Raw genomic sequence first — 16,852 nt, 5'->3', positions numbered from 1 at the left:
ACGTATGACCAAAAAAATGCAGCATTTCTCGCTTAAAGTGCTGACGATAAACATTCATAAAGGCTTCACAGCATTTAACCGCCGCTTCATTTTACCGGAGCTGCGCGACGCGGTACGCACCGTCAGCGCGGACATTGTCTGCCTTCAGGAAGTCATGGGCGCGCACGAAGTGCATCCGCTTCACTTTGAAAACTGGCCGGACACCCCGCACTACGAATTCCTGGCCGACACCATGTGGAGTGATTACGCCTACGGGCGCAACGCGGTGTACCCGGAAGGGCATCACGGTAATGCGGTGCTGTCACGTTTTCCCATTGAACATTACGAGAACCGCGACGTCTCTGTGGGTGAAAGTGAAAAACGCGGGCTGCTTTACTGCCGTATCGCCCCGCCGGACCTGGCGTTCCCGGTGCACGTGGGCTGTGTTCATCTGGGCCTGCGCGAAGCCCATCGCCAGGCACAGCTAAAAATGCTGGCTGAATGGACCAATGCCCTGCCCGAAGGTGAACCCGTGGTCGTGGCCGGTGATTTCAACGACTGGCGGCAGCGGGCTAACCATCCGTTGAAGGTTGATGCGGGACTTGAGGAGATTTTCACCCGTGCAAACGGCAGGCCTGCACGCACCTTTCCGGTACGGTTCCCGTTTTTGCGACTCGACAGAATCTACGTAAAAAACGCCCATGCCAGCAGCCCGACCGCACTGGCGTTACTTAACTGGCGACATCTTTCCGACCATGCGCCGCTCAGCGCGGAGATCCACTTATGAAATGTTCATGGCAGGAAGGCAACCGGATCACGCTGCTGGTCAACGGGGATGAATATTACCCCGCGGTGTTTGACGCGATTGACCACGCAAAGCAGAAAGTGATCCTTGAGACGTTTATCTGGTTCGAAGACGACGTCGGTAAGCAGTTGCACAGCGTGCTGCTGCGTGCTGCCCTGCGTGGCGTCAAAATCGAAGTGCTGCTGGATGGCTATGGCTCACCGGACCTCAGTGATGCGTTCGTCAATGAGCTCACCTCAGCAGGCGTCGTGTTCCGTTATTACGATCCTGGCCCTCGCCTTTTCGGCATGCGTACCAATCTTTTCCGCCGGATGCACCGCAAAATTGTGGTGGTGGATGAGACGGTAGCGTTTGTTGGCGGCATTAACTACTCCGCTGAACATATGTCCGATTACGGCCCGGAAGCCAAGCAGGATTACGCGATTCGCATTGAAGGACCGGTGGTGCAGGATATCCTGCTCTTTGAGCTGGAAAACCTGCCCGGTAAAGAGGCTGCCCGGCGCTGGTGGCAGCGCCGCCATCATCGTCCGGAAGAGAACCGTCACCCCGGTGAAGCGCAGGCGCTGTTTGTCTGGCGGGATAACGGTGAGCACCGGGACGACATTGAGCGGCATTACCTGAAGATGCTGGCGAATGCGAAGCGCGAAGTGATTATCGCCAACGCCTACTTTTTCCCGGGCTATCGCCTGCTGCATGCCATGCGCAATGCGGCCCGACGCGGCGTGCGCGTGAAGCTCATTGTTCAGGGCGAGCCGGACATGCAGATTGTCAAAATCGGTGCCCGGTTGCTGTACAACTATCTGGTGAAAGGTGGCGTACAAATTTACGAATATCGCCGCCGGCCGCTGCACGGCAAAGTAGCCCTGATGGACGATCACTGGGCCACCGTGGGCTCCAGCAATCTCGACCCGCTGAGTTTGTCACTCAATCTTGAAGCTAACCTGATCATCCACGATCGCCAGTTCAACCAGACTCTGAGGGATAACCTGCAGGCGTTGATCGTGAACGACTGCGTGCGCGTGGACGAATCCATGGTGCCCAAACGCACCTGGTGGAATCTGGGCATTAGCGTGGTGGTGTTCCACTTCCTGCGTCATTTCCCGGCGATGGTGGGCTGGCTGCCGGCGCACACGCCAAAACTTGCGCTGGTGGATCCGCCTGTCCAGCCCGAAATGGAAACCCAGGACCGCGTTGAAGCGGAAGATGGAGGGAAAACCTGATGTCGAAATCACATCCACGCTGGCGGCTGGCTAAAAAGATCCTCACCTGGCTGTTTTTCATCGCCGTCGCGGTTCTGCTGGTGGTTTACGCCCAGAAAGTTGACTGGGAAGAGGTGTGGAAAGTTATCCGCAACTACAACCGGCTGGTGCTGCTGGGCGCGGTGGGGCTGGTGATTGTAAGCTACCTCATATACGGCTGCTATGACCTGCTGGGCCGCGCCTACTGCGGCCATAAGCTTGCGAAGCGCCAGGTCATGCTGGTGTCGTTTATCTGTTACGCCTTTAACCTGACATTGAGTACCTGGGTGGGCGGGATCGGCATGCGCTATCGCCTTTACTCGCGCCTCGGCCTGCCGGGTGGGACCATTACGCGCATTTTTTCCCTCAGCATCACCACCAACTGGCTGGGTTACATTCTGCTCGGCGGGGTGATTTTCACCATCGGCGTAGTGCAATTGCCTGCGCACTGGTACATCGATGAAACCACGCTGCGGATTTTAGGCTTTGCATTACTGCTCATCATTGCGCTCTATCTTTGGGCCTGCGCCTTTGCCAAACGCCGACACATGACCATCAAGGGGCAAAAACTGGTGCTGCCTTCGTGGAAATTCGCGGTCCTGCAGATGGCCGTGTCCAGCGCCAACTGGATGGCGATGGGGGCGATTATCTGGATGCTCATTGGTGAAGATGTGAATTACTTCTTTGTGCTGGGCGTGCTGCTGGTCAGCAGCATTGCCGGCGTGATCGTGCATATTCCGGCGGGGATTGGGGTGCTGGAGGCGGTATTTATCGCCCTGCTCGCCGGAGAGCATGTTTCACAGGGTACGATTATTGCCGCCCTGCTGGCCTACCGTATGCTCTATTACTTCCTGCCGCTGGCGCTGGCAACGGTATGTTATCTGGTGCTGGAGAGTCGGGCGAAGAAACTGCGGGCGAAGAATGAGAAAGCGTTAGCGAAGTGAGGTCTGGCGGGGGAACTTACCCGGCCTGCGCAACGCAGGTCGGGTAAGGGAAATACCCTTAACGACGGTTGCCTAAAATACGCAGCAACATCAGGAACAGGTTGATAAAGTCCAGATACAGCGTCAGGGCGCCCAGAATCGCGTATTTGCGCAGGTTTGAGCTGTCGCGTACGTCAATCTGTTCGCCAATATTTTTCAGCTTCTGAGTGTCGTAGGCCGTCAAACCGACGAAGATCACCACCCCGATATAGGTCACCGCCCACATCAGCGCTTCACTCTTCAGCCACAGGTTCACCAGCGACGCCAGCACAATCCCAATCAGCCCCATAAACAGCATGCTGCCGAAACCGCTCAGGTCACGCTTCGTGGTGTAGCCGTAGAGGCTCATCGCACCAAACATCCCGCCAGCGACCACAAACGTGCTGGCGATGGAGGAATAGGTATACACGATGAAGATGCTGGAGAGCGTTAGCCCCGTCAGTGCCGAATAGAGCATAAACAGCGTGGTCGCCATTCCGGCGCTCAGCTTCTGCACCAGGCCGGAGAGAACAAAGACCAGCGCCAGTTGCGCGATGATCAGCCCAAAGAAGGTGATTTTGCTTGAGAAGATAAACATCATCAGCTCAGGCGTGTTGGCTGCATACCATGCGATAAAGGCGGTCAGCAGTAAACCGACCGTCATCCAGCCATAAACCTGAGCCATATACGTCTGCAGCCCGGTACGGGTCTGCTGTACTATTGAATCGGAACGCGGAAATCGGTCCATGATTCACTCCTGATTAAGTAGACACACACGTTAAGACTAACACATCCACGCAAACCGACTACCAACGACTGGCGGCTTCTTTGTCGCTGTCACGCGACTCAACCCACCTGTCGCCTTCCGGCGTCGCTTCACGTTTCCAGAATGGCGCTTTGGTTTTGAGGTAATCCATAATGAACTCCCCAGCTGCAAACGCGCTACTACGGTGGGCACTGGTCACGCCGACAAAAACGATTTCCTCGCCAGGCCACATTTCACCAATACGGTGGATAACCGTCACTCGCCCGAGCGGCCAGCGGCCACGCGCCTGTTCAACGATCTCCGCGAGGGATTTCTCCGTCATGCCCGGATAGTGCTCCAGCGTCAGCGCCTTTACGCTGTCGCCGAGATTATGGTTACGCACTTTGCCGGTGAAGGTGACAACCGCACCGTCTTCGTCACGCTCTGCCAGCCAGTCATATTCTGTACCAACGCTGAAACGATCATGACCTACCAGAATTCGGGTTTCAGCCATCTTAGCCCCCTGTCACCGGCGGGAAGAAGGCCACTTCATCCCCGGCCGTCAGCGGATGGGTCAGCTCCACCAGCGTCTGGTTAACCGCGGCCAGCAGCTTGCCTTCATCCAGCGCCAGCGCCCAGCGGTCGCTTTGCGCGGCAAGATGCGCACGCAGGTCGGCAACGGTGTCAAACGGGGCATCAAGCGTCAGGCTGTCGGTGCCCACCAGCTCGCGGACCTGAGCAAAAAAGAGCACCTTAATCATGGCTGTCCACCTTAAAATCACCGGATTTACCACCGCTTTTCGCCAGCAAACGAACCGGGCCAATCACCATATCTTTCTGCACCGCTTTGCACATGTCATAGATAGTCAACGCGGCGACAGAGGCCGCCGTCAGGGCTTCCATCTCAACCCCGGTTTTCCCGGTTAAGCGGCAGAGCGACTCGATGCGCACGCGGTTGTGCTCCGGCTGCGCCTGCAGGTTGACTTCCACCTTGCTCAGCATCAGCGGGTGGCAGAGCGGAATTAAGTCCCAGGTGCGTTTCGCAGCCTGGATCCCGGCGATGCGGGCGGTGGCAAAGACGTCGCCTTTGTGATGGCTGCCGTCAATAATCATCGCCAGGGTCTCTGGCAACATGGTCACGAAGGCTTCAGCACGCGCTTCACGCACCGTTTCGGCTTTGGCGGAGACATCCACCATATGTGCTTCGCCAGCGGCGTTAATGTGGGTCAGTTGCGACATAACTTATTTCTTTAAATGGGGATGGAAATTACACGGACGAGTACGGGCATCCAGCTGCGGCGCAATAATATTTTCCCACGCGGTGCGACACGCTTTTGTCGAGCCGGGCATGGCAAAAATCAACGTGCCGTTCGCCACACCGGCCACCGCACGCGACTGCAGCGTAGAGGTGCCAATCTCTTCAAACGAGAGCATGCGGAACACTTCACCAAAGCCTTCCACTTCCCGGTCAAACAGCGGGACGAGCGCCTCGGGAGCCTGGTCGCCTGTGGTAAAACCGGTGCCACCGGTGATCAGCACCACCTGCACCTCATCGCTGGCAATCCACTGAGAGACCCGGGCACGAATGGCATAACGGTTCTCTTTCACGATCGCCTTATCAACAATACTGTGCCCGGCATCATGTGCCGCATCGCGCAGCCAGTGGCCGGAGGTGTCATCCTCTTCACCGCGGCGGTCGGAAACGGTAAGAATAGCAATGCGTGTCGGGATAAATTCCGCGCTAACCTGACTCATCTTCTGGTTCCTTCTTAAGCCTGATTACCCGCCAATGTAGGACAGGTTCTGAGTAATGCCGGTGTTGCCCTGATGCAGGAAGTGGGTCTGTTTTTTGTGCGTCAGAGCTTCAGAAATCCGCGCTTCAAGCGCGGCCTGTTGGGCGTCTTCCGCCAGCAGATCGCGAAGGTCGACACCGCCATCCCCGAACAGGCACAGATGCAGCTTACCAACGGAGGAGACGCGAAGACGGTTACAGCTGGCACAGAAGTCTTTCTCATACGGCATGATAAGCCCGATTTCCCCTTCGTAATCCGGGTGACAAAAAACCTGCGCCGGGCCGTCGCTGCGCTGACGGATCTGGTGGATCCAGCCGCGTTTCAGCAGCTCATCACGCAACACCATGCCGGAGATGTGATGCCGACGGAACAGCTCACTGCCCTCGCCGGTTTCCATCAGCTCGATAAAACGCAACTGGATGGGGCGGGATTTGATCCACGCCAGGAAGGTATCAAGCTGGTGATGGTTGACGTCACGCATCAGCACCGTATTGACTTTGACCTTCTGGAACCCGGCACTGAACGCCGCGTCAATTCCATCCATCACCTGGCGGAATTTATCCTGGCCGGTAATGGCATGAAACTGGCGGGCATCGAGGCTGTCCACGCTGACGTTGATGGCGGTTAAGCCCGCGTCGCGCCAGGCCGCAACGTCGCGAGCCATGCGGTACCCGTTGGTGGTGACCGCAATCTGACGGATACGATCGTTCTCACGCACCGCAGCAATGATATCGGGGAAATCACGACGCAGAGAGGGTTCCCCTCCGGTCAGGCGGACCTTTTCCGTGCCGAGTTCAGAGAATGCGCGCGTGACGCGGCGCACTTCGTCCACGGAGAGAAAGCCGTTATTGGTGACGCTACCCGGTTTGTAGCCATCGGGCAGGCAGTAGGTGCAACGGAAGTTGCACACATCGGTAATCGACAGACGTAAGTAAAAAAACTTACGCGCGAATGCATCAGTAAGTTGTGAAGCCATGTACACCTTTCCAGAGACGGGAGGCACAGTCATTTCTTTCTGTACCCTGGTGGCATATTCGCCACGGCCAGGACGCCATATCTTTCGACACAGGCGCCAGGGCTCGAGTGTATGTTTTCAAATTTGAAAACGTGGTTATGGCGATAGTAGCGCGGAAATCTTCCCTTCGCCATTATCACTTAACGCTATATAACCATATACATAACGACATAATCGTGTATTTTCGCTACAGAATACCTAAAAACAGCATATTCACATTGATATACGTCATTTTGCGCCGGGTGAGGCATCGTCTTTTAGGGGTAGTTAGGGTAGTGTTACGCAGATCGAACGTGATAAGGAATGTGTATGCGCAATCGCACTTTTGCGGATCTTGACCGTGTTGTCGCTCTTGGCGGAGGCCATGGTCTGGGGCGAGTGATGTCTTCTCTGTCCTCACTTGGCTCAAGGCTGACAGGGATAGTGACAACCACGGATAATGGCGGCTCCACCGGGCGTATTCGACGCGCGGAAGGGGGTATCGCCTGGGGCGATATGCGTAATTGTCTGAACCAGTTAATTACCGAGCCGAGCGTCGCTTCGGCGATGTTTGAGTACCGTTTTGGCGGTAACGGCGAACTTTCCGGGCATAACCTTGGAAATTTGATGCTTAAAGCGCTGGATCACCTGTCAGTGCGCCCGCTGGAAGCCATCAATTTGATCCGAAACCTGCTCAAGGTTGACGCGTTCCTGATCCCAATGTCCGAACAACCGGTCGATTTAATGGCGATCGATGCGGAAGGGCACGAGGTTTATGGCGAAGTAAACATCGACCAGCTTACCGTGCCGCCAAAAGAGCTGATGACCTACCCAAGCGTGCCCGCCACGCGTGAAGCCATTGAGGCCATCGGCGAAGCGGATTTGATTTTGATTGGGCCGGGCAGTTTTTACACCAGTCTGATGCCCATTTTACTGGTCAAAGAGCTGGCACAGGCCCTGCGCAGAACGCCCGCCCCCATGGTTTACATCGGCAATTTAGGCCGTGAGCTGAGCCCGGCGGCGGCCAGCCTGTCGCTGGCGGACAAACTGAATCTGATGGAGCAGTACGTCGGGAAGAAAATCATCGATGGCGTGGTGGTCGGCCCGAAAGTTGATGTATCAGGGATTGGCGATCGCGTGGTGGTGCAGGAGCCGCTGGAAGCGAGCGATATCAAATATCGCCACGACCGTCACCTGCTGCGTGAAGCGCTGGAGAAGGCGATTCAGGACCTGGGATAGAGATTATGCCTTCACCCGACCACTCTCCCACAGGAGAGTGCAAACACTAAAAAAATGACAGCCTGCGGCTGTCATTTTGCTTTTACCTAGGAGGCGGCGATAAACAGATCGCGCAGCTGATGCAGCTGGTCGCGGATTTGCGCGGCCTCTTCGAATTCGAGGTTCTGCGCATGCTGCATCATCTGCCCTTCCAGTTCGTGGATTTTCTGCTGCAGCGCTTTTGGCGTCAGCTCGACGGTATCCGGCTCAACCACTGAACGCGCCTTCCCGCGCCCTTTCGCTTTGGTCTTCGCAATGTTCTGACCCAGCGCCAGAATATCCACCACTTTCTTGTTCAGGCCCTGCGGCGTAATGCCGTGCTCTTCGTTGTAACGCTGCTGTTTCTCACGACGACGCTCCGTTTCGCCAATTGCTTTCGCCATTGACGGGGTAATTTTGTCACCGTAAAGGATCGCTTTACCGTTAACGTTACGCGCGGCACGGCCAATGGTCTGGATCAGGGAGCGTTCAGAACGCAGGAAGCCTTCTTTGTCGGCATCCAGAATCGCCACCAGCGAGACTTCTGGCATATCCAGGCCTTCTCGCAGCAGGTTGATACCCACCAGCACGTCAAACTCGCCCAGACGCAGGTCGCGGATGATCTCCATACGCTCGACGGTATCGATATCCGAGTGCAGATAACGCACCCGCTCACCGTGCTCCTCAAGATACTCGGTGAGATCTTCCGCCATGCGCTTGGTCAACGTCGTTACCAGCACGCGCTCGTTGATGGCCGCGCGGATACGGATTTCTGACAGCAGATCGTCAACCTGAGTGGCGACCGGACGCACCTCGATAATCGGATCCAGCAGCCCGGTCGGACGCACCACCTGGTCAACCACCTCATCGCCCGATTTTTCAAGCTCGTAGTTGCCCGGCGTAGCCGAGACGTAGATGGTTTGCGGTGCCAGCGCCTCAAATTCTTCAAACTTCATGGGACGGTTATCCAGCGCCGATGGCAGACGGAAACCATACTCCACCAGCGTCTCTTTACGCGCCCGGTCACCGCGATACATCCCGCCAATTTGCGGGATAGTCACGTGAGATTCGTCGATCACCAGCAGACCGTCTGCCGGCAGATAATCAAACAGCGTCGGGGGTGGCTCGCCCGGACCACGCCCGGAGAGGAAACGTGAGTAGTTTTCGATACCGGAGCAGTAGCCCAGCTCGTTCATCATCTCCAGGTCAAACTGGGTGCGCTGGCTCAGGCGTTGCTCTTCCAGCAGCTTATTATTCGCCAGAAGCACCTTACGGCGGTCTGCCAGCTCAACTTTGATCTCTTCCATCGCCTGCACGATACGCTCGCGTGGCGTCACGTAGTGCGTTTTCGGGTAGATGGTATAGCGCTGAACGACCGACTCGACGTGGCCGGTCAGCGGGTCAAACAGCGACAGGCGTTCAACCTCTTCGTCAAACAGCTCAACGCGCAGGGCGATATCGTCCGACTCTGCCGGGAAGATATCAATCACCTCGCCGCGCACGCGGAAGGTACCGCGCTGGAACGCCTGATCGTTACGGGTGTACTGCAGCTCTGTCAGACGGCGTAAAATAGCGCGCTGATCGATGATCATCCCCTGGGTCAGGTGCAGCATCATCTTGAGATAGAGATCCGGATCGCCCAGACCGTAGATAGCCGACACTGACGCCACCACCACCACATCGCGACGCTCAAGGAGCGCCTTCGTCGCCGACAGACGCATCTGCTCAATGTGTTCGTTCACCGAGGCATCTTTCTCAATGAAGGTGTCAGAGCTCGGGACATACGCTTCAGGCTGGTAGTAATCGTAGTAGGAGACAAAATATTCCACGGCGTTATCCGGGAAGAACTCTTTCATCTCACCGTAAAGCTGAGCGGCCAGGGTTTTGTTTGGGGCCAGCACCATCGTGGGGCGCTGCAGATCGGCGATAACGTTGGCAATGGTAAACGTTTTGCCCGAACCGGTTACCCCCAGCAGCGTCTGGTGCGCCAGCCCATCTTCCAGCCCCTCTTCGAGACGTCGGATCGCCTCAGGCTGATCGCCGGAAGGACGGAATGCAGAATTCAATTTGAACGGTTTACTCATGGGCGACAACCTGATGACGTTATAAGCGGCAGGTGAGTAATTTTACTCGTTGCTGTCAGGAATGCCAGTAAAAAACACTGGATGAAAAACCAGTAGCATGTCAGGATATTTAGAGTACCGGCAGGGTGATTAGCGCGATAGCAGTCAAAATTTGGACCGTGACAACATAAAACACCAGTCAGGACGGGTTATCCCCAGAACTTTTTCTTTTTTAACATTTGTCAAGCCAGGTAATGATAGTTTTATGGCAACAGGTGACACTTTCATTACGGCAATTGCTTTTATCTAACCAATTAAATATTAAGCGATATTTTCTAAAGCCGCGTTTCGCGCCAATTTGGTCGTAACCCGCGTCTTCTCTCGCTTATCGCGTGTTTTCTAACTCTAATGCACATGGTTATCCACAGGAATAGTGGATAACTGCTTCCAGCCCGTGCAGACCGCCGCTCAGCAAATTCCCGACTTTTCCCACGAAACGGCAGCAAAAATTTTTTATAGCTATTTTTTGCTGATAAACAGTTGTGTCATTCATAACCAACCGATGCGATCTTGCTCACATTTCCACCATTTTAACCCTGCACCACAACTCATCACGTCCGGCACTGCAGATGTGCAAAGGGGGTAATCACACATCGCTTATCCAGGACAAATTCCTAAAAAAGTCTCTTTTTTAATCAATTTAGGGTTTCTGGCAGGAGTTTTGCACATCCCACAATGAGCCTCATCCACACAGATTTTTAAGGAGAGAAAGATGTTGAGTCTGCGTGCAGTTAACCAGTTTTACGGAAGCCAACATACGCTATGGAACGTGGATTTAGATTTTCCCAAAGGCATGTGTACAGGCGTTGTTGGCCTGCCGGGGATGGGCAAAACGACCCTGATGAATTGCATCGCCGGGAAAGTGCCTGTCGACAGCGGCACCATCATCTGGCACGAAGCCGGTGCACCGCCGCGAGATTTGCTTAGCCAGACGCCAGAACCCTTCGCTGGCCCGGGAATAGGCTATGTCCCGCAGGACAGGCGGATTTTCTCCCAGCTAACCATTGATGAAAATCTGCATATCGCCATGCGGGCGACAGGGAAACCTGACCCTGAAGCGAAAAGTGACGTTTACGACCTCTTTCCGGAACTCTATGCGCTGCGACAAACCCGGGCCAACACGCTTTCGCCAGACGACCAGTATCAGCTGGCGCTGGCCAATGCACTGGTCATCCGTCCGCGGATGCTGATTCTGGATGAACCGATGCATGGCGCGGGCCACAGCTTCGCCCAGAAGCTGAGCCAGCTGCTGGTGCGGTTAAACCGGGAACTGGGAATGACGGTGTTGTTAGCTGAGCAGCAGCTGTCGTTTATCCGCCGGGTCGCGGAGCGCTTTTGCATGCTGTATCGCGGGCGTAACGTGGCCCAGGGCCACGTTAACGAGCTGGACGACGAGCTTATCGCCCACTGGATGTCGCTGGAGGTAAGACGCTGAGATCGAGGTAATGCCCGGTTTCAGCGCACCCGGCAGTGTCAGCCAGCCACGGGATCTCCCCAAGAAACGGCGCAGGAAGCACCCGCTTCAGCGTTGCCAGATACTCCTGATGTCGCCTGCCCGGCGCAACCACGTCGTTGGCTATCCAGCCGGCCAGGCGCAGCCCGGCCTGCTGAACGGCCTGGGCAGTCAGCATCGCATGGTTGATACAGCCGAGTTTGACCCCTACCACCAGGATTACCGGCAGCTGCTCGATTTGCACCCAGTCAGCAAAGGTCTGGTCCGCCGAAAGTGGCGTAAACCAGCCACCGGCGCCCTCCACCAGCACCCAGTCAGCCTGGCGTTCAAGGGCGCGTAACCCGGCAGAAAGCACGGCAAAATCAATCGGGCGACCTTCATCGGCGCTGATAATATGCGGCGAGGTGGGCTCGGCAAAGGTGTACGGATTCACCGCTGAATAGGCAAGTTCAAGCGTGCTGTTGCGCTGGAGCGCCAGCGCGTCGGTATTGCGTAACCCGTGCGCCGTCATCTCGCTGCCGGAGGCGACAGGTTTATATCCGGCGGTGGTTTTTCCCTGCATGCGCGCCGCCTGCAGCAGCGCTGAGCTGGCAACCGTCTTGCCCACTTCGGTATCTGTTCCGGTGACAAAATAACGTTCAGTCACGTTCAATAATCCCATGAAAAAGTTGATATGAGAGCGGGAACTGCCCCCGCTGCTGCGGCCACGCCAGCTCCAGACGCTGTAACTGGCCGCGGGTAAGAGGTTTCTTTTCACGCCCCGCATGCAGATGGGTCGCGCCAATGCCCTTCAGGGAGCGCATGGCGCTGAAGGCATCGTCGAAATTCAGCGTAATGGTCTGCTCAGCACAGCGATAGCGCCATCCCGCCAGCGCGTGGATGACCTGCTCGTGCGGCAAAAAACGGTTAGCGTGAGGTTGTTCATCCACCGCTTTCCACGCCTGATTGAGCTCCGGTAAAGAGCTTTCCAGCAGCGTGGTGAAGGCCACGCATCCGCCCGGGCGTGCCACGCGATAAAGCTCGTTTAATGCCTGCGGGAGACTACTGCACCACTGTACCGCCAGATGGCTCCAGACCAGATCAAACCGCGCATCCGGCAGCGGAATGGACTCAATATCGGCAACCAGATAGTGGTGCGCGGCCTGCTGCTGACGGGCCTCCTCGAGCATATCGGGCGACAGATCGATAGCCGTCACCTCGCTGCCGGCCGCACGCCAGTGTCGGCTATTGGCACCCGGCCCACACCCGGCGTCCAGCACCTGAGGGAACCGGGTCTCGTTGAGTAAAGCAAGCAGACCCTGCGCGCTCTGACGCTGGAGTTCATCGTGCTGCGAATAGCTGCGCGCGGCCCGGCCAAATGCCGCCGCGATCGCCTGTTTATTCACGGGTGTCATGCAGCGCCTCCAGAAGTGCCTCGATATCCTCTGCTTCGTGCGCCGCCGTGAGCGTCAGACGCAGTCGGGCAGTGCCGGGCGGTACGGTTGGTGGACGAATAGCCGTCACCCATATCCCCCGCTCGCGAAGCGTCTGCGCCAGCGTGAGAGCCAGACCGTTTTCCCCCACCATCACCGGCTGGATTGCGCTCTGCGAATCGGTGCTCTGGAACGGGAGATGGCGTAACCCCTGGCGAAAACGCCGGATATGTTCCGCCAGACGCGCCCGTCGTTCCGCGCCTTCAGCGCTGCGGATCACCGCCAGTGATGCAGACAGCGCCACGGCCTGTGCGGGCGGCATACTGGTGCTGTAAATGAGATGACGGGCGAACTGCAGCAGATAGTCGGCGACAGACTCGCTGCACAACACGGCCGCCCCGCTCACGCCAAAACCTTTCCCGAAAGTCACCACCAGCAGTTCCGGCTTCACGTTTTGCTGATGGATGCTACCGCGCCCTTCCTCACCCATCACGCCAATACCATGCGCATCATCAACCAGCAGCCAGGCGTTTTGTCGCTGCGCCGTCTCATGCAGCGGACGCAGCGGTGCACTGTCGCCGTCCATGCTGAACACCCCTTCTGTGACCACCAGCTGCTGTCCGGTGCAGGGCTTATCGAGCAGGCCAGCAAGCTGAGCCGCATCGTTATGGGCAAAGCGGCGGAGCTGCGCAGGGCTTAAACTTGCCGCTTCCAACAGCGAGGCGTGACTTAAGCGGTCGGCAACAATGCGGTCGTCCTTGCCCATTAGCGCGGTGATGACCGCCTGGTTGGCGGCAAAACCTGAAATGAACAGCAACGCACGCGGATACCCCAGCCAGTCGGCAAGGGCCTCCTCCAGCGCCTGATGCGCCGTGGTGTAGCCGCTGACATGCCCCGAGCCGCCGCTGCCGACGCCAAACCGCTCCGCCCCCTGCTGCCAGGCGCGGACGATTGCCGGGTGCTGGCTCAGCCCGAGATAATCATTGCTGGAGAAATTGCAAAACTGCCGGCCCTCGCGGGTGAGAAAACGGCCTGCGCCGTTTTCTACCACGTTGCGAACGCGAAAGGCATCTGCCGCCCGCCGTTCTTCGAGCGCAGAATGGATACGTGCCTGCCAGGTCATACGGTTGCCGCGTTGTAGAACTGGTCAGTATCGGCGTTGAAAATCTGCTGCTCCAGCTGCTGCTGTTGCTCGTTATCCCCCGTCAGGACGTCTGTCTGATGCGGGTTCAGCCCCAGCTTGCGGAACAACTGGACGTCTTTGTCCTCTTCCGGGTTCGGGGTGGTCAGCAGTTTGCAGCCGTAGAAGATGGAATTGGCCCCGGCCATAAAGCACATCGCCTGCGTCTGTTCGCTCATCTGTTCACGACCCGCCGAGAGGCGCACGTAGGAGGTCGGCATCATGATACGCGCCACCGCAATGGTGCGGATAAAATCAAATGCATCCACGTCTTCGTTATCCGCCAGTGGCGTACCTTTAACTTTCACCAGCATGTTGATCGGCACGCTTTCCGGCGGCGTGGGCAGGTTCGCCAGCTGCAGCAGAAGACCCGCACGGTCTTTCACCGTTTCGCCCAGTCCCACAATCCCGCCTGAACAGACTTTGATGCCGGCGTCACGCACTTTATCCAGCGTATCGAGACGCTCCTGATAGGTCCGCGTGGTGATGATATTGCCGTAAAATTCAGGGGAGGTGTCGAGGTTGTGGTTGTAGTAATCCAGCCCTGCCGCGGAAAGGCGTTGTGCCTGCTCTTCGTTCAGCGTGCCAAGGGTCATGCAGGCTTCCAGCCCCATCTCTTTCACCCCTTTCACCATCTGCTCCAGATACGGCATGTCGCGATCGTGCGGGTTTTTCCATGCCGCGCCCATACAGAATCGGGTTGAGCCTGCATTTTTCGCCTTACGGGCAGAGTCAAGCACCTGCTCCACTTCCATCAGACGTTCAGATTCAAGCCCGGTTTTATAGCGCGCACTCTGCGGGCAGTATTTGCAATCTTCTGGGCATGCGCCAGTCTTGATCGACAGCAGCGTACTGACCTGCACATGGCGTGGATCGAAGTGCTGACGATGCACCTGTTGGGCTTCAAACATCAGCTCAAGGAAAGGTTTGTTGAATAATTCAGTAACTTGCGACATCGTCCAGCGTGCGTGGTGAGCCATGGGGCTTCTCCAAAGGGTTTTGTTAATTTTCAGATCGGTTTATACTCGTAAACCTAAAACTTTTCAAAATGGTTTACAAGTCGATTATGACCCAGGACGATCTCGCCTTCGACAAGCAGCATATCTGGCACCCATACACTTCCACTACCCGCCCCCTCCCCGTTTACCCGGTCGCCTCGGCTCACGGGTGCGAACTGACCCTGAGCAGCGGTGAGTCGCTTGTGGACGGCATGTCATCCTGGTGGGCGGCTATTCACGGGTATAACCACCCGCGTCTGAATGCGGCGATGAAAGCGCAGATTGACCAGATGTCGCACGTGATGTTTGGCGGTATCACCCATCAGCCTGCGGTTGACCTGTGCCGGCGTCTGGTCGCGATGACCCCGACCCCGCTGGAGTGCGTTTTCCTTGCAGATTCCGGCTCTGTTGCTGTGGAAGTGGCGATGAAAATGGCGCTACAGTACTGGCACGCCAGAGGTGAGACCCGCCAGCGGTTCCTCACCTTCCGCAACGGCTATCACGGCGACACGTTCGGCGCGATGTCGGTGTGCGATCCGGATAACTCCATGCACAGCCTGTGGAAGGGCTATCTGCCAGAGAACCTCTTTGCCCCGGCACCGCAAAGCCGTTTTGACGGGGAGTGGGATGAAATGGACATGGTCGGTTTTGCGCGGCTGATGGCTGCCCACCGCCATGAGATTGCCGCCGTTATTCTTGAGCCGGTTGTGCAGGGTGCAGGCGGGATGCGGATGTACCACCCGGCATGGCTGACGCGCATTCGTAAGATGTGCGATCGCGAGGGCATTCTGCTGATTGCCGATGAGATCGCCACCGGCTTTGGCCGCACCGGCAAGCTGTTCGCCTGCGAGCATGCGGGGATCGCACCGGATATTCTGTGTCTGGGTAAAGCGCTGACCGGCGGCACCATGACGTTGTCCGCCACGCTGACAACGCGCCACGTTGCCGACACCATCAGCGACGGCGACGCGGGCTGCTTTATGCACGGCCCAACGTTTATGGGCAACCCACTGGCCTGCGCGGTGGCGAGCGAAAGCCTGGCCATTCTCGAGAGCGGCGAGTGGCAAACGCAGGTCGCGACGATTGAAGCGCAGCTTCGCCAGGAGCTGAGCGCAGCGTCAGCGGCTGAATTCGTGGCGGATGTGCGCGTGCTGGGTGCCATCGGCGTGATTGAGACCACCCATCCGGTTAACATGGCGGCGCTGCAGCGTTTCTTCGTGGAACGGGGAGTGTGGGTGCGTCCTTTCGGCAAGCTTATCTATCTGATGCCGCCTTATGTTATCTCGCCGGCTCAGCTCCGTCAGTTAACGGCTGCGGTAGTTGACGCCGTTAACATTCCCGCACATTTTGCGATTTAACCCTGAGCGTTAACGTCGGTACTCTGTTTATGCATTACACTTTTTGCATAATCGGGTACCGAGGTAAATCGTATGAAAATCATCAGTAAAGATCTGCGCGACGGGGAAAAACTGCCTGAACGCCACGTTTTTAACGGCATGGGTTATCAGGGGGATAATATCTCTCCGCATCTGGCGTGGGACGATGTTCCGGCGGGAACCAAAAGCTTTGTTGTCACCTGCTATGACCCGGATGCCCCTACAGGCTCAGGGTGGTGGCACTGGATAGTGGCGAACCTGCCTGCGGATACGCGCGTTCTGCCGCAAGGTTCCGGCTCTGACCTGGTGGCGCTGCCTGAAGGCGCTATCCAGACCCGAACCGATTTTGGCAAAGCGGGTTACGGTGGCGCCGCGCCGCCAAAAGGGGAAACGCACCGCTATATCTTCACGGTTCACGCGCTGGATGTGGACAAGATTGAGGTGGATGAGGGCGCGAGTGGCGCAATGGTCGGCTTTAACGTCCATTTTCATTCGCTGGGCAGCGCATCGATCACGGCGATGTATTCGTAAAAAAAC

18 protein-coding genes and 1 riboswitch are annotated in these 16,852 nt (G+C 56.9%); of the genes, 7 read left to right on the top strand and 11 right to left on the bottom strand.

What is annotated here, in order from left to right; all coding sequences use genetic code 11:
• Positions 1-4: 4 nt before the first annotated feature.
• Genes ACN9MQ_RS06710 through ACN9MQ_RS06700 form a run of 3 tightly spaced genes read left to right on the top strand, consistent with a single transcriptional unit; the run spans position 5 to position 2,966 of the window.
• Positions 5-766, top strand: a complete 762-nt coding sequence (locus ACN9MQ_RS06710; protein ID WP_014169229.1) for an endonuclease/exonuclease/phosphatase family protein — start codon at positions 5-7, stop codon at positions 764-766.
• Positions 763-2,004: a cardiolipin synthase ClsB gene (gene clsB, locus ACN9MQ_RS06705; RefSeq protein ID WP_014169228.1), complete on the top strand. Its 1,242-nt coding sequence runs from the start codon at positions 763-765 to the stop codon at positions 2,002-2,004. Before ACN9MQ_RS06710 ends, clsB begins: the two co-directional genes overlap by 4 nt.
• A complete protein-coding gene (locus ACN9MQ_RS06700; protein WP_020884928.1) occupies positions 2,004-2,966 on the top strand; it encodes a lysylphosphatidylglycerol synthase domain-containing protein in 963 nt (320 codons plus the stop codon). The genes clsB and ACN9MQ_RS06700 overlap by 1 nt, the downstream gene beginning before the upstream one ends.
• 58 nt (positions 2,967-3,024) lie before the next feature.
• On the opposite strand, the gene ACN9MQ_RS06695 is transcribed toward ACN9MQ_RS06700, so the two are convergent.
• The 6 genes from ACN9MQ_RS06695 to moaA all read right to left on the bottom strand — a co-directional run bounded on the left by ACN9MQ_RS06695 (position 3,025) and on the right by moaA (position 6,498).
• Entirely contained in the window at positions 3,025-3,732 is a 708-nt protein-coding gene (locus ACN9MQ_RS06695; RefSeq protein ID WP_014169226.1) for a Bax inhibitor-1/YccA family protein, read from the bottom strand.
• A gap of 58 nt (positions 3,733-3,790) precedes the next feature.
• Positions 3,791-4,243: a molybdopterin synthase catalytic subunit MoaE gene (gene moaE / locus ACN9MQ_RS06690; RefSeq protein ID WP_014169225.1), complete on the bottom strand. Its 453-nt coding sequence runs from the start codon at positions 4,241-4,243 to the stop codon at positions 3,791-3,793.
• Between the two features lies 1 nt (position 4,244).
• Positions 4,245-4,490: a molybdopterin synthase sulfur carrier subunit gene (gene moaD, locus ACN9MQ_RS06685; protein WP_020884929.1), complete on the bottom strand. Its 246-nt coding sequence runs from the start codon at positions 4,488-4,490 to the stop codon at positions 4,245-4,247.
• Positions 4,483-4,968, bottom strand: a complete 486-nt coding sequence (moaC, locus tag ACN9MQ_RS06680) for a cyclic pyranopterin monophosphate synthase MoaC (protein WP_008501142.1) — start codon at positions 4,966-4,968, stop codon at positions 4,483-4,485. Before moaC ends, moaD begins: the two co-directional genes overlap by 8 nt.
• A 3-nt stretch (positions 4,969-4,971) precedes the next feature.
• Positions 4,972-5,484, bottom strand: a complete 513-nt coding sequence (gene moaB, locus ACN9MQ_RS06675; RefSeq protein ID WP_020884931.1) for a molybdenum cofactor biosynthesis protein B — start codon at positions 5,482-5,484, stop codon at positions 4,972-4,974.
• A gap of 24 nt (positions 5,485-5,508) precedes the next feature.
• A complete protein-coding gene (gene moaA, locus ACN9MQ_RS06670; RefSeq protein WP_032677720.1) occupies positions 5,509-6,498 on the bottom strand; it encodes a GTP 3',8-cyclase MoaA in 990 nt (329 codons plus the stop codon).
• A riboswitch (molybdenum cofactor riboswitch) is annotated at positions 6,486-6,620 on the bottom strand. (Overlaps the previous gene by 13 nt.)
• A gap of 226 nt (positions 6,621-6,846) precedes the next feature.
• Here moaA and yvcK point away from each other — a divergent pair.
• The gene (gene yvcK / locus ACN9MQ_RS06665; protein WP_020884933.1) at positions 6,847-7,755 is read left to right on the top strand and encodes a uridine diphosphate-N-acetylglucosamine-binding protein YvcK; all 909 of its coding nucleotides are present in this window, start codon (positions 6,847-6,849) and stop codon (positions 7,753-7,755) included.
• Between the two features lie 86 nt (positions 7,756-7,841).
• On the opposite strand, the gene uvrB is transcribed toward yvcK, so the two are convergent.
• On the bottom strand, positions 7,842-9,857 hold the full coding sequence (uvrB, locus tag ACN9MQ_RS06660; RefSeq protein WP_020884934.1) for an excinuclease ABC subunit UvrB: 2,016 nt from the start codon (positions 9,855-9,857) through the stop codon (positions 7,842-7,844).
• A gap of 751 nt (positions 9,858-10,608) precedes the next feature.
• Between uvrB and ACN9MQ_RS06655 the strand changes: the two genes are divergently transcribed.
• Complete coding sequence (locus ACN9MQ_RS06655; RefSeq protein ID WP_426021302.1) at positions 10,609-11,331, top strand: ABC transporter ATP-binding protein; 723 nt, start codon at positions 10,609-10,611, stop codon at positions 11,329-11,331.
• Here ACN9MQ_RS06655 and bioD read toward each other — a convergent pair.
• Genes bioD through bioB form a run of 4 tightly spaced genes read right to left on the bottom strand, consistent with a single transcriptional unit; the run spans position 11,294 to position 14,921 of the window.
• Complete coding sequence (bioD, locus tag ACN9MQ_RS06650) at positions 11,294-11,995, bottom strand: dethiobiotin synthase (protein WP_032670604.1); 702 nt, start codon at positions 11,993-11,995, stop codon at positions 11,294-11,296. The genes ACN9MQ_RS06655 and bioD overlap by 38 nt on opposite strands.
• Complete coding sequence (bioC, locus tag ACN9MQ_RS06645) at positions 11,988-12,743, bottom strand: malonyl-ACP O-methyltransferase BioC (protein ID WP_032677719.1); 756 nt, start codon at positions 12,741-12,743, stop codon at positions 11,988-11,990. The genes bioD and bioC overlap by 8 nt, the downstream gene beginning before the upstream one ends.
• Positions 12,727-13,884, bottom strand: coding sequence for an 8-amino-7-oxononanoate synthase (gene bioF, locus ACN9MQ_RS06640; protein WP_047743866.1), 1,158 nt, complete (start codon positions 13,882-13,884; stop codon positions 12,727-12,729). Before bioF ends, bioC begins: the two co-directional genes overlap by 17 nt.
• On the bottom strand, positions 13,881-14,921 hold the full coding sequence (gene bioB / locus ACN9MQ_RS06635) for a biotin synthase BioB (RefSeq protein WP_014169215.1): 1,041 nt from the start codon (positions 14,919-14,921) through the stop codon (positions 13,881-13,883). The genes bioF and bioB overlap by 4 nt, the downstream gene beginning before the upstream one ends.
• An 86-nt stretch (positions 14,922-15,007) precedes the next feature.
• Here bioB and bioA point away from each other — a divergent pair, with 86 nt between their 5' ends.
• Both bioA and ACN9MQ_RS06625 read left to right on the top strand, forming a co-directional pair.
• Positions 15,008-16,297, top strand: coding sequence for an adenosylmethionine--8-amino-7-oxononanoate transaminase (gene bioA / locus ACN9MQ_RS06630; protein WP_032681394.1), 1,290 nt, complete (start codon positions 15,008-15,010; stop codon positions 16,295-16,297).
• Positions 16,298-16,369: 72 nt separating this feature from the next.
• On the top strand, positions 16,370-16,846 hold the full coding sequence (locus ACN9MQ_RS06625) for a kinase inhibitor (protein ID WP_014169213.1): 477 nt from the start codon (positions 16,370-16,372) through the stop codon (positions 16,844-16,846).
• Positions 16,847-16,852: the final 6 nt, after the last annotated feature.

Origin of the sequence: Enterobacter sp. R-25 (genome assembly GCF_049913205.1) — a bacterium.
Lineage (GTDB): Bacteria > Pseudomonadota > Gammaproteobacteria > Enterobacterales > Enterobacteriaceae > Enterobacter > Enterobacter ludwigii.
Note: the sequence above shows the minus strand (reverse complement) of the source record. Positions and strands in the feature narration are given on the sequence as shown.